20 protein-coding genes and 1 tRNA gene are annotated in these 23,486 nt (G+C 50.7%); 17 read left to right on the top strand and 4 right to left on the bottom strand.

Annotated features, from left to right (window positions below):
• Positions 1-48 precede the first annotated feature (48 nt).
• The 6 genes from ACGHM3_RS11745 to ACGHM3_RS11720 all read left to right on the top strand — a co-directional run bounded on the left by ACGHM3_RS11745 (position 49) and on the right by ACGHM3_RS11720 (position 2,577).
• Positions 49-136, top strand: a tRNA-Ser gene (locus ACGHM3_RS11745).
• A gap of 254 nt (positions 137-390) precedes the next feature.
• On the top strand, positions 391-1,074 hold the full coding sequence (locus ACGHM3_RS11740) for a Bax inhibitor-1/YccA family protein (RefSeq protein WP_345428183.1): 684 nt from the start codon (positions 391-393) through the stop codon (positions 1,072-1,074).
• Between the two features lie 105 nt (positions 1,075-1,179).
• Positions 1,180-1,566, top strand: coding sequence for a sulfurtransferase complex subunit TusD (gene tusD / locus ACGHM3_RS11735; protein WP_345428180.1), 387 nt, complete (start codon positions 1,180-1,182; stop codon positions 1,564-1,566).
• A 6-nt stretch (positions 1,567-1,572) separates the two neighbouring features.
• Entirely contained in the window at positions 1,573-1,938 is a 366-nt protein-coding gene (gene tusC / locus ACGHM3_RS11730; RefSeq protein WP_345428179.1) for a sulfurtransferase complex subunit TusC, read from the top strand.
• A gap of 1 nt (position 1,939) precedes the next feature.
• Positions 1,940-2,245, top strand: coding sequence for a sulfurtransferase complex subunit TusB (tusB, locus tag ACGHM3_RS11725; protein ID WP_345428177.1), 306 nt, complete (start codon positions 1,940-1,942; stop codon positions 2,243-2,245).
• Positions 2,245-2,577: a TusE/DsrC/DsvC family sulfur relay protein gene (locus tag ACGHM3_RS11720; protein ID WP_345428175.1), complete on the top strand. Its 333-nt coding sequence runs from the start codon at positions 2,245-2,247 to the stop codon at positions 2,575-2,577. The genes tusB and ACGHM3_RS11720 overlap by 1 nt, the downstream gene beginning before the upstream one ends.
• A 9-nt stretch (positions 2,578-2,586) precedes the next feature.
• On the opposite strand, the gene ACGHM3_RS11715 is transcribed toward ACGHM3_RS11720, so the two are convergent.
• Entirely contained in the window at positions 2,587-2,991 is a 405-nt protein-coding gene (locus ACGHM3_RS11715; RefSeq protein ID WP_345428173.1) for a secondary thiamine-phosphate synthase enzyme YjbQ, read from the bottom strand.
• Positions 2,992-3,097: 106 nt separating this feature from the next.
• Between ACGHM3_RS11715 and trmA the strand changes: the two genes are divergently transcribed.
• Positions 3,098-4,219: a tRNA (uridine(54)-C5)-methyltransferase TrmA gene (gene trmA / locus ACGHM3_RS11710; RefSeq protein WP_345428171.1), complete on the top strand. Its 1,122-nt coding sequence runs from the start codon at positions 3,098-3,100 to the stop codon at positions 4,217-4,219.
• Positions 4,220-4,309: 90 nt separating this feature from the next.
• Here trmA and ACGHM3_RS11705 read toward each other — a convergent pair whose 3' ends face one another.
• On the bottom strand, positions 4,310-4,762 hold the full coding sequence (locus ACGHM3_RS11705; RefSeq protein ID WP_345428169.1) for a DUF2489 domain-containing protein: 453 nt from the start codon (positions 4,760-4,762) through the stop codon (positions 4,310-4,312).
• Between the two features lie 206 nt (positions 4,763-4,968).
• Here ACGHM3_RS11705 and murI point away from each other — a divergent pair, with 206 nt between their 5' ends.
• The 6 genes from murI to ACGHM3_RS11675 all read left to right on the top strand — a co-directional run bounded on the left by murI (position 4,969) and on the right by ACGHM3_RS11675 (position 14,563).
• Complete coding sequence (gene murI / locus ACGHM3_RS11700) at positions 4,969-5,820, top strand: glutamate racemase (protein WP_345428166.1); 852 nt, start codon at positions 4,969-4,971, stop codon at positions 5,818-5,820.
• Between the two features lie 92 nt (positions 5,821-5,912).
• Positions 5,913-6,206 (top strand): hypothetical protein, encoded by a 294-nt coding sequence (locus ACGHM3_RS11695; protein ID WP_345428163.1) that lies wholly within the window; start codon positions 5,913-5,915, stop codon positions 6,204-6,206.
• Positions 6,207-6,383: 177 nt separating this feature from the next.
• Positions 6,384-9,110 (top strand): PD-(D/E)XK nuclease family protein, encoded by a 2,727-nt coding sequence (locus ACGHM3_RS11690; RefSeq protein WP_345428161.1) that lies wholly within the window; start codon positions 6,384-6,386, stop codon positions 9,108-9,110.
• Complete coding sequence (locus ACGHM3_RS11685) at positions 9,103-12,546, top strand: UvrD-helicase domain-containing protein (protein WP_345428159.1); 3,444 nt, start codon at positions 9,103-9,105, stop codon at positions 12,544-12,546. Before ACGHM3_RS11690 ends, ACGHM3_RS11685 begins: the two co-directional genes overlap by 8 nt.
• 306 nt (positions 12,547-12,852) lie before the next feature.
• Positions 12,853-13,917 (top strand): 3-deoxy-7-phosphoheptulonate synthase, encoded by a 1,065-nt coding sequence (locus tag ACGHM3_RS11680; protein ID WP_345428157.1) that lies wholly within the window; start codon positions 12,853-12,855, stop codon positions 13,915-13,917.
• 271 nt (positions 13,918-14,188) lie between these two features.
• The gene (locus ACGHM3_RS11675) at positions 14,189-14,563 is read left to right on the top strand and encodes a hypothetical protein (RefSeq protein WP_345428155.1); all 375 of its coding nucleotides are present in this window, start codon (positions 14,189-14,191) and stop codon (positions 14,561-14,563) included.
• A 111-nt stretch (positions 14,564-14,674) separates the two neighbouring features.
• On the opposite strand, the gene nfuA is transcribed toward ACGHM3_RS11675, so the two are convergent.
• On the bottom strand, positions 14,675-15,259 hold the full coding sequence (gene nfuA, locus ACGHM3_RS11670) for a Fe-S biogenesis protein NfuA (protein ID WP_345428153.1): 585 nt from the start codon (positions 15,257-15,259) through the stop codon (positions 14,675-14,677).
• A 304-nt stretch (positions 15,260-15,563) separates the two neighbouring features.
• Between nfuA and metH the strand changes: the two genes are divergently transcribed.
• The 4 genes from metH (at position 15,564) to ACGHM3_RS11650 (ending at position 22,631) form a co-directional block, all read left to right on the top strand.
• Positions 15,564-19,265 (top strand): methionine synthase, encoded by a 3,702-nt coding sequence (gene metH, locus ACGHM3_RS11665; RefSeq protein WP_345428151.1) that lies wholly within the window; start codon positions 15,564-15,566, stop codon positions 19,263-19,265.
• Between the two features lie 175 nt (positions 19,266-19,440).
• Positions 19,441-19,638 carry a DUF2970 domain-containing protein gene (locus tag ACGHM3_RS11660; RefSeq protein WP_345428148.1) on the top strand — a complete coding sequence of 66 codons (198 nt, stop codon included), beginning with the start codon at positions 19,441-19,443 and terminating at the stop codon, positions 19,636-19,638.
• Between the two features lie 847 nt (positions 19,639-20,485).
• The gene (locus ACGHM3_RS11655; protein ID WP_345428146.1) at positions 20,486-22,150 is read left to right on the top strand and encodes a nitrite/sulfite reductase; all 1,665 of its coding nucleotides are present in this window, start codon (positions 20,486-20,488) and stop codon (positions 22,148-22,150) included.
• A complete protein-coding gene (locus tag ACGHM3_RS11650; protein ID WP_345428144.1) occupies positions 22,134-22,631 on the top strand; it encodes a DUF934 domain-containing protein in 498 nt (165 codons plus the stop codon). Before ACGHM3_RS11655 ends, ACGHM3_RS11650 begins: the two co-directional genes overlap by 17 nt.
• Before the next feature lie 124 nt (positions 22,632-22,755).
• Here the strand turns inward: ACGHM3_RS11650 and ACGHM3_RS11645 are convergent, their stop codons facing one another.
• Positions 22,756-23,241: an NADAR family protein gene (locus ACGHM3_RS11645; protein ID WP_345428142.1), complete on the bottom strand. Its 486-nt coding sequence runs from the start codon at positions 23,239-23,241 to the stop codon at positions 22,756-22,758.
• Between the last annotated feature and the right edge of the window lie 245 nt (positions 23,242-23,486).

Raw genomic sequence — 23,486 nt, 5'->3', positions numbered from 1 at the left:
TTACGGTATTGCCTTGGCAAGGCAGCTATGTATAATCGCAACCCTTCCGGTGGGGTGGCTGAGTGGTCGAAAGCGGCGGTCTTGAAAACCGTTGAGTGTAACAGCTCCCAGGGTTCGAATCCCTGCCCCACCGCCATTCTTTTTCTTCCTAGCGTTACTCAAACCCTCTAACACACCTTTACACGTGCCGATGCAAACCCAGCGCGGTGTTTTCACGTATCTAGAACGAAGGAACCAAACTAGTTCAAAGCAATCCAATAGGTGGCCAACGCCTACCCGTTAGGTCGCGGCAACTGCCTTAGGTGACGTTTAACAGATGGTAACCTTGTATTCAGAAAATTAACCCGTATTATCTGTAGGCAGAACAATTAATCCAATGGAGATATCTTAATGCGCGAAGTTTCAGCTAACTACTCAGCGGTAGCTAATGCGGAACAGGTCAGCAAAGTCCTACGCAACACCTACGCCCTGCTGGGAATGACACTGCTATTCAGTGCCGCAATGGCCGGCGTATCTATGGCCATCAACCTAGGCTACGGTGCCGGTATGGTGTGCTCACTTGTTGCGTTGGCGCTCATCTGGTTTGTTATTCCCCGAACCGCCAACTCTGCAGCAGGTCTTGGCGTAGTTTTCGCGTTTACAGGCCTTCTGGGACTGTCACTCGGGCCGGTGCTAAATCATTACCTCAATATGGCCAATGGCGGCGCCATTGTTATGCAAGCCCTGGGTGGTACCGCTCTGGTGTTCTTTGCGCTATCTGCTTATGTACTAACGACCAAGAAAGACTTTAGTTTCATGGGAGGGTTCCTGGCAGTAGGTATGATCGTTGCCCTTGTGGGTATTATCGGATCTATGATCGCCGGCTTTTTCTTTGGCGTTGATATCTCTGGCTTCAGCCTTGCCATGAGCGGTCTGATTGTTTTGCTGATGTCCGGTTTTATTCTCTACCACACCAGTGAAATCATCAACGGCGGTGAAACCAACTATATCCTCGCCACTGTTGGTCTTTACTTAAGCATTTATAACTTGTTCACCTCATTGCTGCACATCTTGGGGGCCATGGGAGACGAGTAATGCTAGGCTGCTAATCGCAGATTGTAGCCAACACAATGCCCCTCTTAAGGGGCATTTTTATTTGGTCTTGCATATTCACCCCAGTGGCAGGCTTACCAGTAGATCATGAACTTCGCACTCACCGTCCTATGCGCCCCCCATAACGAAGCCGCCCATAGAGCGCTGCAGTTTGCCACTGCTTGCTTAGCCTCAGGCCATACACTGAGCCAAGTTTTCTTCTACCAGGATGGCGTGTACAACGCCAACGCCTTGGCATCCCCGCCCCAGGATGAACTCAATATGGCCTCGCTTTGGCAGGCACTACAGAAAACCCACGCTACCAAACTCTACGTTTGCGTGGCTTCTGCCATCCGCCGTGGCATAGTTGACGAAAACGAAGCAAAGCGCCACGGGGTGCGCTTGGCAAATTTGGCAGAGGGCTTCGAGATAGTCGGCCTGGGTCAGTTGATGGCCGCCACCCAAACCTCTGACCGCTGCATTACCTTTGGGTGAACCGCCATGGCCGATAAGAAATCCACGCTATTTGTCATGCAACACGCCCCAATTGGCTCACGCAGCGCCCGCGACGGCGTGGAGGCATTGATGGCCTTCGCGGCCTTCGAACAACCGGTATCAATACTTTTTGTAGGCCAAGGGGCATTTCAATTACTGCAAAACCAAGCCAGCGAGGCGGTAGGTTTAAAACCCCACTCAAAGTTACTGGCCGCATTGGCGTTGTACGATATCGATAACATCTACATCTGTGCTCAGACGCTAAAAGAGCTTGGTCTATCCAATCAACCGCTGTGTATATCCGCCCAGCCATTGGCAGCCAGCGAAATAAACGACCTAATTGCCGAGCACCAGTCGGTACTGTGTTTTTGATATGACTCTTCACATTGTTAGCTGCAACCCTCAACCGGGCTCCGGTTTTGATACCGCCTGCCAACTTGCACAAAAAACCGATGCTCTGCTGTTGGTAGGCAATGGTGTTTATAGCCTACTTCCCAACCATACCAGCCATGCGCAGCTACTTGCGATAAACTGCCCAATATACGCTCTAATGGACGACCTAAATGCCCGCGGAGTACCCGAAGCAGCTACCGGCAGCCAAATGATTCATTACGTCGATTATCAAGAATGGGTCAATTTGGCAGCCCTACACCCACAGAACGTAAGCTGGTTTGATTAATGCCTACCTTCCTAGAAAGCAATACCATCGCTACCGACGACAATGGCTTTTTACTACATTTAGACGACTGGTCGCCGGAAGTAGCAGATCAATTAGCCCAGCAAGAAGGTATTACCCTAACGCCGGCGCACTGGGAGATTCTTAATTTGCTCAGGCAGTTTTATCAAGACTTCACCATTTCCCCTGCCATGCGGGTGTTGGTGAAACAGATTAAACTTCAACTGGGCACAGACAAAGCCAGCAGCATTTACCTGCTGCAACTGTTCCCCGAGAGCCCAGCTAAAATAGCCTGTAAAATTGCCGGACTGCCGAAACCCACCAATTGCCTGTAACACCCCTGCTTAACTCGCAATGTGCACCAGTATTTGTCTATGGCCGCCATGGTGCCTATGTTCCCACAGGTAAAGCCCCTGCCAAGTTCCAAGAGCTAGCTTACCCCCGATTACGGGTATCGACAGTGAGCTGGCAGTCAACACGGACTTAATGTGCGCGGGCATATCGTCCGCACCCTCCAACGTGTGTGTAAACAACGGGTCATTTTCCGGCACCAGCCGATTCAGCCATTGCTCAAGATCGTGCTGAGCGCTTGGGTCGTAGTTTTCTTGAACAATAAGACTGGCTGAGGTGTGCTGAATGAACAACGTACAAAGCCCTTCTTGCAATGACTGAGCAGCTACGCATCGATTCACCTGATCAGTGATCGCCAGCAACCCCTGGCCGCGGGTTTTTATTGTCAGCTTGTCCATTAAATACCCCTAATTATTGATTGCCTTAAACCATACCGCTGCGGGCGCCAATCGTTTAGAACTCGGATTGAAACTGGTAGACTCTGCGCCACATAAAAGGAGCCCCATGAGCACTCATCAAATTCAACCGCAGCAATACCAAGAGCTACTATCTGCAAAGCAGACGGCCATAACCGAGCAGTTTGCACGCTTCTCGCCACCGGCGCTTGAGACCTACCCGTCGCCGCCCAGCCACTATCGAATGCGGGCTGAATTCAAACTGTGGCATCAGGGTGACGCGTGTTTTTACGCCATGCAGCCACCGGGCGATAAATCAGCAGCTCCAATTTTGATGAGGGACTTCCCGGTTGCCAGCAAAACCATCAATGCTGCTATGCCAAAACTGTTAGACCTACTGGCAGCTCAACCTGATTTTAAACGCAGGTTGTTCCAAGTGGAGTTTTTGAGCACCACGTCGGCCGAGCTTCTGATCACCCTAATCTATCATCGCCCTTTGGACGAGCCGTGGCAGCAGCAAGCTATTGAGTTTCTCGCCGAGCTCAAACAATCCTTAGCGACAGAAGTAAGCCTACTGGAGCTGATTGGCCGTAGCCGTAAAAAGCGCATTGTCTTAGGCAACGATTTCGTTACCGAATCCTTGGACGTAAACGGAACCGAATTTCGCTATCAGCAAGTCGAAAATAGCTTCACCCAGCCCAACGCTACCATCTGCCGCAAAATGCTGGAATGGGCCTGCCAATGTAGCCAAGCACTGGGCGGCGACCTACTGGAACTCTACTGCGGCAACGGTAACTTTACTCTACCACTGGCGCAAAATTTTGATCAGGTTTTTGCCACGGAGATTTCAAAAACATCAGTAAACAGCGCCAACTACAACATCAAAGCCAATGCGGTAGAAAACGTAACCGTGGCCAGGTTATCTGCTGAAGAGTTCACCCAAGCCTTTGCGGGAGTTAGACCTTTTAGGCGCCTTCAAGGAATCAACCTAACCGATTATCGTTTTTCCACCGTGTTTGTGGATCCGCCCCGCGCCGGGCTGGACGCTGACACCTGCAAACTGGTCAGTGATTTCGATAATATTTTATACGTCTCTTGTAATCCGAACAGCCTGGCAGAAAACTTAGATGTATTAACCCAGACGCATTCAATCACTCGGCTAGCATTGTTTGATCAATTCCCCTACACCCACCACGCTGAATGCGGGGCGTTTTTACAGCGCAAACGCTAGCTGAAAGCTCACCACTTAGGTGAACACGGGTAGCAAAAAAATTATTCTTACGGGCGGCGAACCGCTTTCGGCGCGGCGATTGGCGAGCAACTAAAACGTTTTGCCCAAAATGCCTTTGGCGGCCAGTGTAATGGAATCGGCATGCTCGAACTCAAGCGACTCACGCTCGCGATCAAACTCAAACTTTTCCTTCTTACTTAACGCTTTCCACTTGTCTTTGATGGGAATATGAGACGTTTTTGCGGCTAGTAGATAAAAGGCTTGATACTCTGCTCGCACGGCATCGGGCACCGACAAGCTGTCTAGCAATGCACTGATGCGAATGCTGGCTTCGGTTATAGTGAGCTGATTTTGCAAAGTGCCGCGGGCCAGTATTTGGATACTGTTGTTGACCTCTTTGCGTTTAGCTTGCTGCTCCTCGAGCGATTGCTGTTGAGCAAATTTAATACGCTGTTTTTGCAAATGGAGCTGCCACAGGTAATACCCCGCAACCACACTCAAAACACCGATAACCAATCCTGCCAAAGTATAAAAAACGATCATATTTCTCCCGAAAAATAGCGGTTTTCCGCGCGTTATACTGCGTTTGTAAGTCGATATCTTAGCGAATACTGTCGCGTATAGGGAGTCATAATAAGGGCTCAGTTTGGCTTCCAACAGCGCTCGGTTTATTATGCCGGCACTTAGGAACACATTTGATATTCCTCAGTTCGAATTTCCTCAATACACAACACGCAAGGGCTAAATAGTTGCAATCGTTCACCCAAGACTACAGCAATCCCAACCTGCCCAATGTCTTGGTGTTTGACTCTGGCGTAGGCGGGCTGACCATAACCCGAGAAATCGTAGCTCTAACACCTAACTGCAACATCACCTTCGCCGCAGATAACGCCTACTTTCCTTACGGCACGAAGTCCGAACAAGATCTAGTCGCACGAATATGCCACGTACTTCAACACCTAGTACAAATTACGGCAGCAGATCTTGTGATCATCGCTTGCAACAGCGCGAGCACCGCAGCACTGCCCGCACTGCGGGACCAGCTTGCAATACCGGTTGTGGGCGTTGTACCGGCCATAAAACCTGCCGCAGCAATCAGTGCCAGTAAAACCATCGGGTTATTAGCCACACCCGGCACCGTGGCCCGCGACTACACCGACGACCTGATTAAACAATTTGCACCGGATTGCCATGTTATAAAAATCGGTAGCCGAAGGCTGGTGGATATGGCGGAGGCAAAGCTGGCGGGCGGCACAGTGCACGCAGATGAGCTTGCCAACGAACTAGAGCGGTTTGCGCAACCAGACCATAAAACTATGGATACGGTGGTATTGGCCTGCACGCATTTTCCTTTGCTGCAGCCAGAATTAAGTCAGTGTTTACCGGGTGTTGCCCACTGGATTGACTCAGGTAACGCCATTGCTCGTAGGGCTGAATCCTTGTTATTACCAATTTATCAAAATAAGCGTCATTCTATTGCAACAAATTCTAGCGCGCCAACCTATCGCTGCCTCTTCACCCAAGAGCCACGTAACCCTATGTTTTTGATAGAATATTTGAGCTCTTGGTTCACTAAAAACTGGTCCGTGGTCATACTTTAGAAAACTCTCATCCCAGGCGAACCCGAAATCCTTGTGCTAATTTCAATGGCAAAGATTAACACTTTGCACCTTTGCTCAGGGAGAAAGACTCAATGAAGTGCACCATTAAAACTTGCGCCTTAATCGGCGGCTTAATGATTACCAACGCTGCTTGGTCCTGTAGCCGACCGGACGCACCAGTCGTGCCGGATGCCGCACAAGCAGTGACACCGCAAATGGTTAAGGCCAAGAACGATGTACAAGCGTATATGAAAGCGGCCAACGATTACCTTGGCTGCATACGTAATGATCGTAAGCACAATGCTATGGTTTCCGAAATGGAATCCATCGCCGGAAAATTCAACAATGCGGTACGCGACTTTAAACAGCGCATGGCTTCCAAGTAATTTGTCACGCAAGCCTCTGAGCCAGCAGTACAGCGGCAAGCACCACCTGCCAAGCTATCCGAGCCCGAAGTTTTAGGGCTCGGCTCGCCGATATTCCCCATTCCCTTATCGCTAAAATTCGTCCTTAAGGTTCTGGCTACTCCCCTGCGCCAATAAGTCGTTATACTCTAGCCCCAAATGGCCTTTGTGGCTGTGTTTAATAAGGGGATACCTTTGCCGGCGCTTTTTGACATAAAACCGTTTTATACGCTATTAGAAAATGGCCAAACCATAATCACGGCCAATGCAAGACAATGCGCAAAGATGCGCGCTGCATATGCGCAAGCCACATGCCAACACCAGCAAGTAATAAAAGCTCCTGCCCTGTACAGCATCAACACCTGGATCGACCATCAATGGCAACAATTACTGCGCGCAGGCATCGCCGAAGTAACGCAGTGTGTGGTATTAAATTCGGCGCAGCGGCTAGCGCTGTGGAAAACCATTATTGACGCAGACATCGACGCCCTACCGCTGGTAAAAACCGATCAACTCTATGCCCAAGCTGATGCGGCCTATCGAAACCTGATGTTATGGCAATTGGGCGTAGGCCAATGCAGCGATAACGATCCGGTACACGGGCTTTTTCAAAAATGGTTTCGCCGTTTTGATGAACAGTTAAAAAGCAACCGCTGGTTAATTCCCGAACAGAAACAAGAAATATTGCTGCACGCGTTGCAAAACGGCGAGCTAGCAACTCTGACGGAGCTGCACCTGCTCGGCTTCGACGATATCGCTCCTCTAACACATTGCTTGTTACAGACAGCTGCAAACAAACTCGTTGAGCACGCCCCAAGTGCACAACCAAAACAAAGCCTAAGCCAACAACGCTGGCCGAATCGCGCAACTGAGATAGCCGCTGCATCCGCTTGGTCAAAAAAGATTTTAGCCGACGACAGCGATGTGATTATTGGCATTATCGCCCCCAACCTAGGGCAAATCCGCAATGAGATAGAGCAAATCTTTAGCGAAACATTTGAACTAACCGTTTACGATATTAACCAGCCAAGATACACCCTACCGTTTAACTTTTCCGCGGGCACCCCACTGGCCAGCGCACCGGTTATCGCTGATGCCTTTGCCTTACTAAAATGGATGTCTGGCCAAATACCTTTCGATAGCGCTTGCGCGCTGCTTTCGTCGCCTTTTTGGATAGCCTGTGACCATGCCGTAGAAGCCGGCCATGCGCTAAACCGCCTATATCAATACCCCAAGGAGTTTATCTCGAGCACCATGCTCAGACGCGCATTGGAGCAAACAGAAAACTCCGAACTTTTACCTACTATGCTCGATATTGACCAGCAAATACGACTGCATAGGTCGGCTGCAGCGCCTAGCCAATGGATGGATTTTCTGCTGTCCACCTTGCAGCAGCTTGGTTGGCCCGGCCGGCGACGATTGGACAGTGTGGAATACCAGCAAGTCAGCCAATTTCAGAGCTTGCTTGAGGAATTTACCAGTACCACTTTGGTTCGCAGTAGGCTGAGCTTCGAAGATGGTCTAGCCGAGCTGCTTAAATTAGCTCAAAGCACACCCTTCCAAGCAAAAACACCGGATTCTCCCATTCAAATTTTGGGGGCGTTAGAGGGTGCCGCATTGAATTTCGACTATTGTTGGGTATTAAATTGCGACAATCAAACTTGGCCACCACCGCCTTCTCCTAACCCGCTGCTACCGATAGAGCTACAGCGCCAACACAATATGCCCAATGCCAGCGCCGGTAAACAATTGGAGTACGCACAATCCCTTACCCAGCGCCTGAAACACTGCGCGCCAACGGTGGTGTTTTCCAGCAGTGAAACCGACGGGGAAAGCGAACTAAACCCCAGCGGATTAATAAACGACCTACCCTTATTATGTGAACAACAGCCAGAGCCTCCCAAAACCGACTGGCAGCAACTCACCGCCAACTGGTTCGCCACCAGCACCCATAGCTGGGTGGACTGTGCCACGGCACCGTCCATAAACACCGCAAAGCAACAGCAGTCCGGTGGCGTATCGGTCATCCAATGGCAAGCAGCGATGCCCTTTAATGCGTTTTGTCGTTATCGCCTTAACTTGCGCCCTATTCCGGCCATCGAACACCATCTTTCGGCCAGCTTGCGAGGACAAATAACCCACGCGGCTTTGGCCAGCTTTTGGCAACAAGTAAACTGCCAAGAAAATCTGCTACAACTCGATGAAGAAAACCTAGTAAGGCTAATTAGCCGCTGCGTGGCCGACGCCATAGAAAACCTACCAGGCCAGCACGAGCAATTAACCCCGGAGCGAAAATTAGTCGAGCAGGAACGGCAAACCGCCATCATAAATCAATGGCTAGCGGTGGAAAAAACACGCCCGGATTTTAACGTCACGCAAATCGAACAAGCCATTGAAGCTGATATTCAAGGCATAATTTTTAAGCTGCAGTTTGACCGCATTGATCAAACCGGCGAGCAAGAATACGTTATTTTAGATTATAAATCCGGCGCCACCAGCTCCAGTAAACAATGGCGACCCGAACGCTTAGTGGCACCGCAACTGCCTCTCTATGCCTGCTTTTGGCCAGAACAAATAGCCGCAGTCAGTTTCGCCGTAGTGAATGGCAAACAGCAAAAATTCGATGGCGTTGGTGAACTCTCTGTGGATATTACTGGGGTCCAAAAAGCGGAGAAAATCGCCGAAACCGATTGGCCAACGCTGAAAGCCAACTGGCTAGCAGACCTAAACCGAACCGTGGCCGAATTCAAAAGCGGCATCACCTATAACCACATATACGACAACGCCACCGTGCAATACCAAACCGATTACCTAGGCATCAACCGGCTGCAAGAAATAAACGACAACTTCCGTCTTTGGTCCGCGGAGGTTAGCCACAATGCTTGAGCAAAAATTCCCTGAAGATCAGGCGGTGCGCGACGCGTGCATTGCTGTGCATAAATCGTTTGTGGTAACAGCCCCGGCAGGCTCGGGCAAAACCAGCTTATTGACGCAACGTACACTTGCCTTACTCGCTACGGTGGAGAACCCAGAGGCAATTGTGTGTATTACCTTTACTCGCAAAGCCGCTGCAGAAATGCGGCAACGAATTATTTCGGCGCTGGAACACTGCTCCGCCAATGCCTGCCCCGAGGACGCCAATGGCGGTAAAACCTGGCAACTTGCCCGCGCTGCATTGGAACAAGACCAACGCTTTAATTGGCAGCTACTTAATAACCCGGCCCGGTTAAAAATCACCACCATAGATGGCTTTTGTCGTTCAATCACCAACCAATTGCCCATGGCCGCTGGCGTGGGTGTTGGCCTGGGCAATTTGGACTTGCCCGAGCAGGCCTATCGACAAGCGGCCAGAGATACTCTGCAATGGCTGGAAAAACCACCCAGCGTTTATCACAAAGCGCTGAAGCAACTGCTGTTATCTTTGGATGGCAACACCCAGCGGCTGGAAGATCTATTTTACCTTTTGCTGCAAAAACGCGATCAATGGTTGCCGCTGGTCGTGTCCAGTCGAGATCGCCGAGAGCTGCTCGAAGACAATATCAATCAGCTTATTTGCGATGAACTTACGGTGTGCCGAAACCTGTGCCTGCCCTTTGCCGGCGACCTAATTCGGCTGGCAAATTATTGCGGCAACAACCTTCGCCAAGCCGGAAGTGACAGCGCCATTGCCGAGCTAGCATCACTAGACGACCTGCCGCCGAATGAAGCCCAGGCACTTAATAGCTGGCGGGCAGTTGCTGAATTACTACTCACCGCCACAGGCAGCTACCGCAAAAAGTTCGATAAAAAAACTGGCCTGCCAGCAGGTAAAACTAAAGCCGAAAAGGACGCGGTAGAACCCTATAAAATACTCGCCAATGAAGTGCTGCAAGCAGCCCATGCCTGTGAGGGCTTGGAGTCTCAACTGGCTTTAATAAAACGCCTTCCACCAAACCACTACCCCGATAATGCCTGGCAATTTTTGGAGCACTTGACGCTGCTCTTGCCGTTATTGGTGGGACATTTAAAAACCCATTTTGCCCAAATTAGCGCGGTAGACTTCACAGAGATCAGCCAGGCGGCAGTGTCTGCACTGGACCCAGAAGACATCTCAGAAATCCTACTTCGACTCGACCATCAAATTCGACATATTTTGGTGGACGAATTCCAAGACACATCGCAAATTCAACTAGACCTACTGACCCGACTGACAGCGGGCTGGCAGCCGGGTGATGGTCGCACTTTGTTTTTAGTTGGCGACGGCATGCAGTCTTGCTACGGGTTTCGTGGCGCAGACGTGGGTTTATTTTTAGAGGTAAAAGCCAATGGTATTGGCGATATTAAACCCGATGCTCGCGCGCTGACGACCAATTTCCGCAGTGATGCCGGCGTTGTCGACTGGGTGAATAACGCCTTTAATATCGCCTTCCCCGCTGAAGACGATATTGCTCGCGGTGCAGTAACGTACAACCATGCCGTCGCCTTTAAAGATGCCGATAGTGCCGCACATTATATTGCCCCCGTACACTGTTATGGCCTAGTGCAAAACCAGGACGAGGCAGGTTCGCGCAACAGCGAAGCGCAAATCGTGGTCGATATTGTTAAACAAACTCGAGCCAAAAGTCCCAACGACAGCATCGCTATTCTGGTACGCGGCCGAGGCCACCTGAACGACATTAACGCAGCTCTATCCGAGGCAGGATTAATTCCGCAGGCCACAGACATAGAACCACTAGCAAAACGCCAGGCCATTATTGATCTACTGTCGCTGACCAAAGCACTGTTGCGCCCCAGCGACAGCTTGGCCTGGTTTGCAATTCTCCGATCCCCCTGGGCGGCGCTGTCGCCGGAGGAATTACTGATCGTATCCGAGTCTTTCCAGGCAAAAATTCCACGCTATCCGTTGTTTATAGATTGGCTTATCAACGCCGATTTTGCAGCGCAACCATTGCAACCCACCACACGCCTGCGCCTAACCCAGCTACAAAACGTGTTTACCATTGCGTGGCAGCAGAGACGACGTCATCGCCTGCGGGTTTGGGTAGAGCGAGTTTGGGCTGCACTGAATGGTGCGGGTGGGCTGACCTTTGCCAGCGACTTGAACAATATCCAAGCCTTTTGGCAGTTATTGGAAAATTACGACGATGGCGGCTACCTCACCGACTGGCAAGGGTTTCATTTGGCTATGGATAAACTCTACGCGGCACCAGCGGCGGGTGCCGATGGTAATTTGCATGTCATGACCATGCACAAATCCAAGGGACTAGAGTTCGACCACGTTATTATTCCAGCCCTGGATAAGGGCTCACGCGCCGACGATAAGGAGCTCCTGTATTGGCAAAATCGCCTGGATCACCAAGGCAACAGCGTTTTATTGATGGCCCCCATCGACACCAATACGGATAAAAAAGCGCCGAGCTTGTATCGCTTCTTAGATGAAGAGCAGAAAATTAAAAATCGCTACGAAGCCGTGCGGCTCTTGTATGTGGGTTGCACCCGAGCCATTAAACAGCTGCATTTACTGGCGCAATTGAACTGGGACGACAAAAACGACCAGCCGAAGGAGCCCACCGCCAATACTCTTGTGGCGTCTATTTGGCCAATCTTCCGCGAGCAAATGCAGGTCTTGCACCCATCCGTCGACATAGACAACCGGAAAACGCCCGGCACAGCGCCGGCAGATTGGCACAAAATAAGACAAACTCAGTTACGTGATATGGCTATACCGGAGCATGATGCGATACTGGCCGATTACCGAGGCCAGGAATATCACGACGAAGATAACACCCCGGATTTAGCACCCTACAAAAACAAAGTAGCCCGCGCGTTCGGCACCGCCTTGCATCAGCTACTAGAGATTATGGCCCAGCAAGGCATAGAACATTGGCAAGCAGACGCCCTAGACGATTACCGAGCGGCCGTTGCCGCCTGGCTCCAGCAGGCTGGTGCCTTTGAGACCAAACAGCTCAGTAGAGACATCGTGCGCATTGCCCAGCAACTGCTTCAATCCAGTAACGCCCGCTGGTTGCTTAGCAGCCAACGCCAAGACGCCGCCTGCGAATTAGAATTGATCGACGCAATAAACGACAAACTCTACATCGTCGACCGCACCTTCATCGACGACGGCAAGCGTTGGATCATCGATTACAAAACCAGCCAACCCTTCGCGGAGGAAAGCCTGGAAGCGTTTTTTCAACGCGAGGCTGCGCACTACCAGCCACAACTCAGCAAATACGCAAATCTGTTCCAAACCATGGAACCCGCCACACCAGTAGTTACGGCGCTGTATTTCCCGTTAATTGATCAACTTCACACGGTGGCCACTGACACTTGCGACAACTAAATGGCCATAAGGGGTTAATATCCATCCGCAAATTGGATTATTATGCTAGCCCTATGGAGCATTTAAGACGTATGCCCCAAGCCCGTGCGGCCTGGCGCTGATGTGGTGACGGCTAAGCCCAAGCCATTAAGCGAAGCCAGAGGTAGTGGCCTCACCCACTTTACTTGGCCGTTGACTTGCAAAACGTCCGTATGCCCCCAGTGTTTAGCCTCCCCCGATTAAGAACACCGATTTTAGGCGGATTCTTGATGACGAGTAGAAAACACACAGCAACACTATTATTAAAAAGCAAAAACAGGCACCAGTATGAGCCAAGCTATAGACGATTTGAACGTAGTATCACAGGAGCTGTTGGTGACACCCAACGGTATTAAACAGGAGCTGCCGCTGGCCGGAGACGCTCTGGACACCGTGCAGAATGGCCGCAATACCGTTCGTGACATCCTAGACCGCAAAGATCACCGTTTGATGGTGGTTATCGGGCCGTGTTCGATTCACGATGTCGACGCAGCCATGGACTATGCCGCGCGCCTGAAGACGCTAGCCGCAAAGGTTGACGACACACTGTTTATTGTAATGCGGGTGTATTTTGAAAAGCCTCGCACCACCGTTGGCTGGAAAGGTCTGATCAACGATCCTTACATTAACGATTCGTTTAAAATCGACGAAGGCTTGCACATCGGCCGTAAGTTGCTGCTAGACATTGCCGAGCTCGGCCTGCCCACTGCCACCGAAGCGCTGGATCCAATATCGCCACAATATATGCAAGATTTGATCAGCTGGTCGGCCATTGGCGCGCGCACCACCGAGTCTCAAACACACCGCGAAATGGCCAGTGGTTTGTCATCCGCCGTGGGCTTTAAAAATGGCACTGACGGCGGGCTCACCGTAGCTATTAACGCCCTCCAGTCCACCGCCAATCCACATCGATTCCTGGGCATTAACAGCGACGGACAAGTATCGGTAATTCACACACGCGGCAACTCCTATGGCCACGTTGTGCTGCGCGGGGGCAACGGCAAGCCGAACTACGACTCAGTGAGTGTTGCCATGTGCGAAAAAGAATTGGCTAAGGCCGGCCTTACCGAGAACATTATGATTGACTGTTCTCACGCCAACTCGAATAAAAACCACGAGCTGCAGCCGCTTGTGATCGAGAACGCAACCAATCAAATTATCGAAGGCAATAAGTCTATTATCGGTTTGATGATTGAAAGTAACATTGGCGCCGGTAATCAGGCTATCCCTGAGAAATTATCCGATTTGAAATATGGCGTGTCCATCACCGACAAATGCATCGACTGGGATACCACCGAGCAGTCACTGTTAAAGATGCGCGACTCTCTAAAAGACATCCTGCCTTCTCGCTAACCCCTCCTGGCGCCGGAACTTATCAACATTTCGGCGCCACTTTGCACTTTTTAACGTCATGATCATCGACTTTAGTCGGCACCCAAATCAACCTGGCGTGCAGTTCATACCGATAATACGACCGCTTATTAATTAGGTTTTATATAGCCAGTAGTGATCGTCTATTAAAATTGTTAGTTTCTTAAAGCTTAAGCTTTCGCAGCACGGACTTAGCAACCCTAACCAGCCTCGGTTGGGGCTACTGTGCCTTTGATCAATAGGAGCAGGGAAAATGAGCGAGCAGTGGCAAGGTAATGATACGTCCCAAATGCAGGATTACGAGGAAGATTGGATCCCCTCGTGCAGCATTCGGTTGGCAGGATTGATGGATAGAGATTACGTATTTCTAGTGAGCCCAGCACCCTTGGATGAAAATCGTGCAGTTAAGGAACTCATCCCTTTAATGGCCGATGACATGCTTTTGGAGCAAAGCGCCCTGGAGATAGTCACGGTAACACCAGACCATTTCGGCAATAACGAATACCAGCGTTTTAATCTTTACTGGACTGCGAAAGGGCCGAAACTGGCTCCCCCTACCGACAATCTGGCTGCTACCACCCCATTCCTGGAAACCCTTCTACAGCACAGCATTCCGCTCGACGACTAAACGCCCTTCAAAGCATCTACCCATGGGCTCAACCCCGGCACATCGCGCCGGGGCTCTCTGTCATCGGGCTCTAGCGCTGAGTACTTTTGATACTTAGAGCACTTTTGGTACCTAGTAGTAAGCGTTGGTGGTATCCGTATGGTCAGTGGAGTCTTTTACACCGGCTAGCTCCGGTACACGCTCTATCAGCGTCTTTTCAACACCGTCTTTTAAGGTGATGTCCACCGCGCTGCATCCCTGGCAGCCGCCACCAAACTTCAATACTGCGTATCTATCTTCGGTTAGCTCAACCAAGGACACATCTCCACCGTGTGCTGCTAGACCAGGGTTAACCTCGTTGTAGAGCACATAGTTGATTTTGTCTTCCAAGGGGCTGTCATCGGTTACCTTAGGCATCTTAGAGTTTGGGGCACGAATGGTGAGCTGGCCACCCATTTTGTCGGAGGCATAATCCACCTTGGCATCTTCCAAAAACGGCAGGCTGCGCCCCTCAAAATAGGCTTTGAAGCCCGCATACTCGACAATTTCGTCGTCTTCCTTTTCTTCGCCAGGCTTGCAGTATGCAATGCAGGTTTCCGCTTTCGGCGTGCCGGGAGTGGATACGAACATGCGAATGCCCATACCTTCTACCTCTTGCTTGGCCAAAAGCCCGGCTAAATACTCTTGCGCCGATTCTGTAATCGTAACTGTTGCCATAAATTCTTATCACCACATTGGTTTGTACTGTGCCAACCTAAACTCAACGGTTGAACCTATATCCGAGTAGAATAGTCGGAATTGTGCCAAAACTTTGCCGCCACCTAAAGCACTTTCATACAGCTCTCACGGCCATGACAACCACGCACCCTGCCCGGCTGCTACAATGGAGGCAGCCAGTGCTCAAGGCTGGCACCGCCACCGGCCCAGCTATTGCACTTGTTCCACCCCTGAACTCTGTTAAAATTGCGCCCCCGAAACCTATATCAAAATAATTTGATATAGAAGCAACCAGTGAAATGTTATGACCGTTACCGACCGAAAACTCCTGCTTGAATCCACCTTAAAAGAACGCATCCTTATATTGGATGGTGCCATGGGTACGATGATTCAACGGCATAAACTGCAAGAAGCCGATTATCGGGGTGATCGCTTTGTAGACCACCCTCAGGACGTTCAAGGCAATAACGACCTACTATCCCTAACTCAGCCACACATTATCGCGGACATCCATCAACAATACCTGGATGCCGGTGCGGACATCCTAGAGACCAATACGTTTAACGCCACTCGGTTGTCCATGTCTGATTACCAGATGGAGTCTCTGGTATACGAAATCAACTTTGAGTCCGCCAAACTTGCCCGTGCAGTGGCCGACAGAACTAGCGCTACCACGCCAGAAAAACCGCGCTTCGTAGCTGGAGTATTGGGCCCAACCTCGCGCACCTGCTCTATTAGTCCGGATGTAAACGACCCTGGTGCACGTAACGTAACCTTCGATGAACTGGTTGAAAACTACCTAGAGGCCATCGACGGCTTAGTAAAAGGCGGGGCAGATATTCTGCTGATCGAAACCATTTTTGACACTCTGAACGCAAAAGCCGCAGTGTTTGCCGTGGAGAGTTACTTTGAGCGCAACAGCCTCAGATTACCAGTAATGATTTCCGGCACCATCACCGACGCCTCCGGGCGCACTCTCTCCGGTCAAACCACTGAAGCTTTCTACAACTCGCTGGCGCACGCCAACCCCATAAGCATTGGCCTCAACTGCGCCCTGGGCGCAGACATGTTGCGACAGTATGTAGAAGAGCTATCAAGAGTCGCCACCTGCCATGTCTCTGCTCACCCCAACGCCGGCTTGCCCAATGAGTTTGGTGAATACGACCAAAGCCCAGCAGAAATGGCTGAAATCGTTAGCGATTACGCTTCCAGTGGCTTGGTGAACATTATTGGCGGCTGCTGTGGCTCTACACCACTACATATTGAAGCCATTGCCAATACCGTTGCACAGTACAGTCCTCGCACCATCCCAATGCCAGAGCCAAGCTGCAGACTATCGGGTTTAGAGCCGCTGAACATCACCAAAGAGTCGCTGTTCGTCAATGTGGGTGAGCGCTGTAATGTAACAGGCTCCGCTAAGTTCAAACGTTTGATTATTGAAGAGGATTACGCCACGGCTTTAGAGGTTGCCACAGAGCAAGTGGCTAACGGCGCACAGATCATTGACATCAACATGGACGAAGGCATGCTCGATGCCGAAGCCGCCATTGTTACCTTTTTAAATCTTATTGCCGGTGAGCCCGACATTGCCCGGGTGCCCATTATGGTGGATTCCTCCAAATGGGAAGTTATCGAAGCCGGGTTGAAGTGCATTCAGGGCAAGCCCATCGTCAACTCCATCAGCCTTAAGGAAGGCCACGAAGAGTTTGTCGAAAAGGCCAAGTTGTGCCGATTGTACGGTGCCGCAGTGGTGGTCATGGCATTTGATGAAACCGGTCAAGCCGACAGCTTCCAACGCAAAATTGAAATTTGTGAGCGCTCCTATCGAGTATTGGTTGATGAGGTAGGATTTAACCCCGCCGATATTATCTTCGACCCAAACATCTTCGCCGTTGCCACGGGTATTGAAGAGCACAACAATTACGCCGTCGATTTCATTCAGGCCGCCCAATGGATTCGAGAGAATCTACCCTTTGCCGGCGTTTCAGGTGGCGTCAGTAACGTGTCTTTCTCGTTCCGCGGTAATAACCCCGTGCGTGAGGCCATTCACTCTGTGTTCTTGTATTACGCCATCAAAGCGGGCCTGAACATGGGCATCGTCAACGCTGGGCAACTGGCTGTGTACGATGAACTTCCGGAACAGCTGCGCGAACGCGTTGAAGACGTTATTTTAAATCGTAATGGTAACGCCACCGATGCCCTACTGGAAATCGCCGATGACTTCAAAGGCGGCGGCGCCCGAGCCAACAAAAAAGAAGACTTAGAATGGCGTAACCAGCCAGTGGCCGAGCGTTTAAAGCACGCCCTGGTGAAAGGCATCAGCACCTTTATTGAAGAAGACACAGAAGCCGCCAGGCAAGAAGCCTCTCGCCCACTGGAGGTTATTGAAGGCCCATTAATGGCCGGCATGAACGTGGTAGGCGACCTGTTTGGTGAAGGTAAAATGTTCCTGCCCCAGGTGGTTAAATCGGCCCGTGTTATGAAACAGTCTGTGGCCTATTTACAACCGTTTATTGAGGCGGAAAAAGAAGGCGACGCTAAAGCCAATGGCCGGGTATTAATGGCCACAGTGAAAGGCGACGTTCACGATATCGGTAAAAACATCGTCGGTGTTGTGCTGCAGTGTAATAACTTTGAGGTCATCGACCTAGGTGTAATGGTGCCATGCGATAAAATTTTGGACACCGCCCTGGAGCACAACTGCGACATCATTGGCTTGTCAGGTTTAATTACGCCCTCTCTGGATGAAATGGTCACCGTTGCGTCCCAAATGCAAAAACGCGGCATCAACCTGCCGCTACTGATTGGTGGCGCAACCACTTCCAAAGCCCACACAGCGGTAAAAATCGACCCAGTATTCGATCTCAACCAAGTAATATATGTCGCTGATGCGTCGCGCGCCGTGGGAGTGGCAACGTCGCTATTGAGTAACGATTTGCGACCCAAATTCCTTGCACAAGTAAAAGAAGAATACGAAGTAGTCAGGGAGAGAACCGCCAACCGAAAACCACAGCGGCCACTGACCCCCTACTCCCAAGCGTTGCAAAAAGGGCCCAATATAGACTGGCAGGATTTCACCCCGGTTAAACCCAATTTCATTGGCACCAAAACCTTCCGCGATTACCCATTGGCAGAGTTAATTGATTATATTGACTGGACGCCATTTTTTATCACCTGGGACTTAGTTGGAAAATACCCGAAGATTTTTGATGATAAAGTGGTCGGGGAAGCTGCCCGCACATTGTTCGATGACGCCCAGGCCCTGTTGCAGAAAATCATCTCAGAAAACCTCCTGACAGCCCACGCCGTGGTCGGCTTTTGGCCGGCTCAATCCGCTGGCGACGACATCCAGCTGTTCAGCGACAGCGCAAACCCGGAGCAAATTGCCACACTGCACCACCTACGACAACAACAACATAAAACTGCTGGCGAGCCACAATTTAAATCACTGGCGGATTACATCGCGCCACGACAAACAGGCAAACAAGACTTCTTGGGCGGCTTCGCGGTTACCGCAGGCGTCGGCGCGGATGAGCTGGCTAAACAGTACGAGGAAAAAGGCGACGACTACAATAGCATTATGGTAAAAGCCCTGGCCGACCGATTAGCGGAAGCTTTTGCAGAACGCATGCACGAGCGAGTACGAAAAGAATTCTGGGGCTACGACCAAAGCGAAGTATTAACCAAGGAAGCGCTTATTGCCGAAAAATACAAAGGCATACGGCCCGCACCAGGCTACCCCGCCTGCCCGGATCACACTGAAAAAGAAGCGCTGTTTAAATTACTCAATGCCGAAGACAATGCAAATATGGCACTAACCGAGCACTTTGCGATGACACCGGCAGCTTCGGTATCTGGCTGGTATTTTGCTAACCCACAAGCCAAGTATTTTTCCGTTGGCAAAATTGGTAAAGACCAAGTACAAGCCCTGGCCAAACGCAAAGGGTGTGATGTGGCAACTGTTGAGCGTTGGCTGCAGCCTAATTTGGACTACAACCCCACCTGAGGCGCTCACAGAACAACGATTTGCCTACAGCAGAATTAGGTACTTATATCGTAAATAAAGAGCAGAAAACGGCGCACAGACGCCGTTTTTTCGTATCTTGTGCAGCGTCACCAGGAAGCGCATTATTTCGCTCGTGAATAGAACCTATAGCACCCCATCAACTCAGGAAAACGCTATGAGCCAGAACAAGAATCATCAATGGCTTCGTTGGATTGGCAGTATTTGTGCCGCGGCATTCGGCGTGCAAAGCAAAGATAATCTCGACAAAGACTTCTCCAGTAACCGTGTTTTGCCCTATATCGTCGGCGGAGTGCTGTTTACTATCACATTTGTGCTTATTGTGGCACTGGTGGTGCGATTAGTTTTACCCTAAATTCGGTTGCTGCGTGTTAAATCTAAATAACAAATTAGCATTATTGAAAATTTCCATAGAAAAAACTCAGCCGTACAACTGGGGGTTCGCGGTTACCGAAAGCAAGAAAGAACGTAACCAGTAGGCGCAAAAAATGACACCAACTGGGAGGTGAGAGTGTGAAGAATTGAGGGTGTCACCAGCGCCAGTACCGAAATTCACCGGCGTCAGTAAAGAATAAAACCAAACTGAATACAGCTTTGTTGCGTTTAAAAAAATGAAACAAAAACTGCAACAATTCAAAAAGAATTGTTTGGTAAGCTACTCAATACTGAGCCGTGAATACGGTCCCGATTACGCGCTGGCCTTGGTTTAGCTTGGAGAAACGTCCTGTTTATAGGCGAATGCAAAGCATTCTAGAGCAATCCCTACTGCCCACTTACCCAAAATAAACAAGTTGCGACGAAAATTACAATTAAAACAACGGCTGCGATAGAGTCCGCAACGCTGTCTTCTTCGTGCTGAATTTGCATTTCGTTATTCATGCCAGATCTCCAATTTATTATTAATAGATGTGCAGGTGTGGCGACCAATATAGACATTTAACCATCCTCTAAAGTTCACGCAAGAGAGCAGGTACCATTTAGAACAATTTACTATTCATTTTTTATTGAACATTCCTTTTGGTAATAAACCTAGAGCAAAATGTTACTTATCTACCCGCGCCACTTACCTATACTCCCCTCGCCGCCTGCCAGCTTATGGTGTATCCTTCGCGCCTCATTTTGTTAGACGCCAGTAAACTGGCCCTAAAACCGACAGACCAGTCGTTCGGTCAAGTGAATTAGCCCAAAGGTACAGCCATAAGATGTACGTATACGACAAACACGATATCAATATCCTCAACCAGCGCGTTGCCCAATTTAGGGGCCAAACAGAGCGCTTTTTAAAAGGCGAGCTCAAAGAAGAAGAGTTCCTGCCATTGCGATTGCAGAATGGACTATACGTACAGCGGCTCGCGCCGATGCTGCGGGTGAATGTACCCTACGGCATGATCAACAGCGCCCAGCTGCGCAAGCTGGCCCACATTGCGCGTCACTACGACAAAGGCTATTGCCATGTAAGTACTCGCCAGAACATACAGTTCAACTGGCCAGAGCTGGCCGAAGTACCCGATATCCTGGCTGAGCTGGCGGAAGTACAAATGCACGCCACACAATCGAGTGGTAACTGCATCCGGAATACCACCTCGGATCAATACGCCGGCGTTGCCGCCGACGAAGTCGTTGATCCTCGCCCTTATTGCGAGATCATCCGCCAGTGGTCGAGCTTCCACCCAGAGTTTGCCTTCCTGCCACGCAAATTCAAGATTGCGGTTACCGGCGCAACCAGTGATCGCGCGGCTATAAAGGTGCATGATATCGGCCTACGTGTCGTGAAGAACAACGCCGGCGAAGTCGGTTTCGAGGTATTCGTAGGTGGTGGCCTCGGCCGTACGCCAGTGGTTGGCCAATTGGTGCGGGAGTTTTTACCACAGCAAGACTTGCTCAGCTACTTAGAAGCCATTCTGCGTGTGTATAACCTGCTGGGTAACCGCCAAAACAAGTACAAAGCACGCATCAAAATCTTGGTGAAAGCCCTGGGTGTGGAGGAGTTCCGCTCTAAGGTTGAGGCCGAGTGGGAGGCCCTGAAAGGCAGCTACCAGCCCCTCACTGAAGCTGAGATCGATCGCACCATAAACTTCTTTAGTGCACCAGCCTATGAGACGTTGGCTGCCGACGATGGCCAAGCCACGCTTGATGAAGCTAGTGCCGAGCACAAAGCCTTCACTCGCTGGCTAGAGCGCAATGTGCAAGGCCACAAGGTGCCAGGTTACAGCGCGGTAACGCTGTCTTTGAAGCCCACGGGTGTTGCCCCCGGTGATATCACCGACAGCCAGCTAGAAGCCATTGCTGATTTAGCCGACCAATTCAGCTTCGGCGAGGCCAGAACCACCCACGAGCAAAATATCGTGTTGGCTGAAGTCCGTCGCCGAGATCTCTTTGCGTTGTGGCAAACACTGAAGCCGCTGGGCTTTGCCACACCCAATATCGGCACCCTCACCGACGTTATCTGCTGCCCTGGTGGCGATTACTGCTCCCTGGCCAACGCCAAGTCTATTCCCATCGCCGAGGATATTCAGCGGCAGTTTGAGGATCTAGATTACCTCTACGATCTCGGCCCAATAGACCTGAACATCTCCGGCTGCATGAACGCCTGTGGCCATCACCACGTTGGCAACATCGGCATTTTGGGCGTGGATAAAAAAGGCGCTGAATTTTACCAGGTTCAGCTCGGTGGCGACGCAGGTGAAAACACGCGCCTGGGTAGCGTACTTGGCCCAGCATTCTCACAAGGAGAAATGGCGGGCGTCATCAATACTCTGGTGGAAACCTACGTTGATCTGCGCAACGACGCAGAACCCTTTGTCGACACCTTCTACCGTGTCGGTATGGCACCATTTAAGGAGCGAGTATATGCCAAAGCTGATTAAAGACGAGCAGATCATCGATAACGCATGGCTGCGCCTGGACGATCTGGCTGCGGAGGATACCCTGCCTGAAGGCGATGTGATTGTGCCGCTTAGCTATTGGGTACAAAACAAAGCCCAACTGCAAGGTCGCGTCCAATCAGTAGGTGTTAGCATCAATAATACTGACGACGTCACTGTGCTGGCCGAAGACGCCCAGGACCTACCCCTAGTGGAAGTCTACTTCCCAGCGTTTATGGACGGAAGAGGTTTCAGCCAGGGCAGATTGTTGCGGGAACGTTTTGGGTTTACTGGCGAGCTTAGAGCAGCCGGCGCCATCATCCGGGACCAACTGTGCTATCTGCGCCGCTGCGGGTTTAACGCCTTCCGATTCGACGATGAAAGCATGGATCTGACAGCCTGTTTGTCGTCTCTGTACGACTTTACCGACGGCTATCAGCCTTCAGTAGATCAGCCTGCACCCTTGTTTGCACGCCGAGGGTAAGTAATCCCGGCGAGCTGCTAACAATAAAAGCGCCGGGTATTGCACCCGGCGCTTTAATTTGGTCAGTACCTTACATAGTACCCCACTCCTTACATAGTACCCCACATAGTACCCAGTAGCCGCCCTAGGAGCTTGGATAGACCTTGCCCTTGGCTCTGATCTTGGCGCGGATATCCATCCAAATCTGCCCCATCATGTTTTCTCCACGCTGATCTCGACCGATACCCCAGTAGGGGTCATAAAGCGAGGTTTCTACAATACGCTCGTCGCCGGTATCCAGCAGCGCTTGTTTCACCGTTTCGTGCACCTGCACCTTGGTGTATAAAGCTCGCGTCATCATTACCCGGCGCTTCTGTTTCCAATCCTTGGCTTTACCGAACTTCCACCAACGATTACCCAGTTTGTAGGCCTCCTCGCCAGATGCGGCGTCGGCAATCTCTTGCAAATCAACCGATTTAACAAATTTCTTTGACTGATAATAATGCTCAGCCGTTGGCCATTGCTGGCCTTCCAACTCAAAGCGGTGATGCGAAACAGTGGACAATGGGCTGTTTACGTCTAAGCGGGAAAAGCTAAATACTCGCTCTAGGCTGGCGTCGTGTTCGAACATGGTGTGTTAGGTGCCTGGCTGACTGGGATGGGACGACCCGGCATTATAATGGATAAAGGGGCCAAAGACGGAGCAGCATTTTAATAAAGAAGCGGTAATCTGCAATAGCGGATACCATTGCAGATAGATCCTTTGGTTGGACTCCAGAACCAGGCTGCTCTACTGGCGTGTCCAACTGCCCCAGCCACACAACGTTGCTCTGAGGCGAGGCTGCTGTCTGTAGCGGCCTCATAACAGTGTTTTTT

It is taken from the genome of Halioxenophilus aromaticivorans, assembly GCF_042850945.1.
GTDB lineage: Bacteria > Pseudomonadota > Gammaproteobacteria > Pseudomonadales > Cellvibrionaceae > Halioxenophilus > Halioxenophilus aromaticivorans.
The sequence above is the reverse complement of the archived record's forward strand: the minus strand, read 5'-3'. Positions and strand labels throughout refer to the sequence as shown.

Coding starts and splice junctions, on each gene's coding strand:
- ACGHM3_RS11685 (WP_345428159.1), top strand. CDS start 9,103: ATGCTTGAGCAAAAATTCCCTGAAGATCAGGCGGTGCGCGACGCGTGC.
- metH (WP_345428151.1), top strand. CDS start 15,564: ATGACCGTTACCGACCGAAAACTCCTGCTTGAATCCACCTTAAAAGAA.
- ACGHM3_RS11660 (WP_345428148.1), top strand. CDS start 19,441: ATGAGCCAGAACAAGAATCATCAATGGCTTCGTTGGATTGGCAGTATT.
- ACGHM3_RS11705 (WP_345428169.1), bottom strand. CDS start 4,762: ATGATCGTTTTTTATACTTTGGCAGGATTGGTTATCGGTGTTTTGAGT.
- ACGHM3_RS11650 (WP_345428144.1), top strand. CDS start 22,134: ATGCCAAAGCTGATTAAAGACGAGCAGATCATCGATAACGCATGGCTG.
- trmA (WP_345428171.1), top strand. CDS start 3,098: ATGAGCACTCATCAAATTCAACCGCAGCAATACCAAGAGCTACTATCT.
- ACGHM3_RS11645 (WP_345428142.1), bottom strand. CDS start 23,241: ATGTTCGAACACGACGCCAGCCTAGAGCGAGTATTTAGCTTTTCCCGC.
- ACGHM3_RS11740 (WP_345428183.1), top strand. CDS start 391: ATGCGCGAAGTTTCAGCTAACTACTCAGCGGTAGCTAATGCGGAACAG.
- ACGHM3_RS11720 (WP_345428175.1), top strand. CDS start 2,245: ATGCCTACCTTCCTAGAAAGCAATACCATCGCTACCGACGACAATGGC.
- ACGHM3_RS11680 (WP_345428157.1), top strand. CDS start 12,853: ATGAGCCAAGCTATAGACGATTTGAACGTAGTATCACAGGAGCTGTTG.
- ACGHM3_RS11655 (WP_345428146.1), top strand. CDS start 20,486: ATGTACGTATACGACAAACACGATATCAATATCCTCAACCAGCGCGTT.
- tusB (WP_345428177.1), top strand. CDS start 1,940: ATGACTCTTCACATTGTTAGCTGCAACCCTCAACCGGGCTCCGGTTTT.
- nfuA (WP_345428153.1), bottom strand. CDS start 15,259: ATGGCAACAGTTACGATTACAGAATCGGCGCAAGAGTATTTAGCCGGG.
- ACGHM3_RS11690 (WP_345428161.1), top strand. CDS start 6,384: ATGGCCTTTGTGGCTGTGTTTAATAAGGGGATACCTTTGCCGGCGCTT.
- ACGHM3_RS11695 (WP_345428163.1), top strand. CDS start 5,913: ATGAAGTGCACCATTAAAACTTGCGCCTTAATCGGCGGCTTAATGATT.
- tusD (WP_345428180.1), top strand. CDS start 1,180: ATGAACTTCGCACTCACCGTCCTATGCGCCCCCCATAACGAAGCCGCC.
- ACGHM3_RS11675 (WP_345428155.1), top strand. CDS start 14,189: ATGAGCGAGCAGTGGCAAGGTAATGATACGTCCCAAATGCAGGATTAC.
- tusC (WP_345428179.1), top strand. CDS start 1,573: ATGGCCGATAAGAAATCCACGCTATTTGTCATGCAACACGCCCCAATT.
- ACGHM3_RS11715 (WP_345428173.1), bottom strand. CDS start 2,991: ATGGACAAGCTGACAATAAAAACCCGCGGCCAGGGGTTGCTGGCGATC.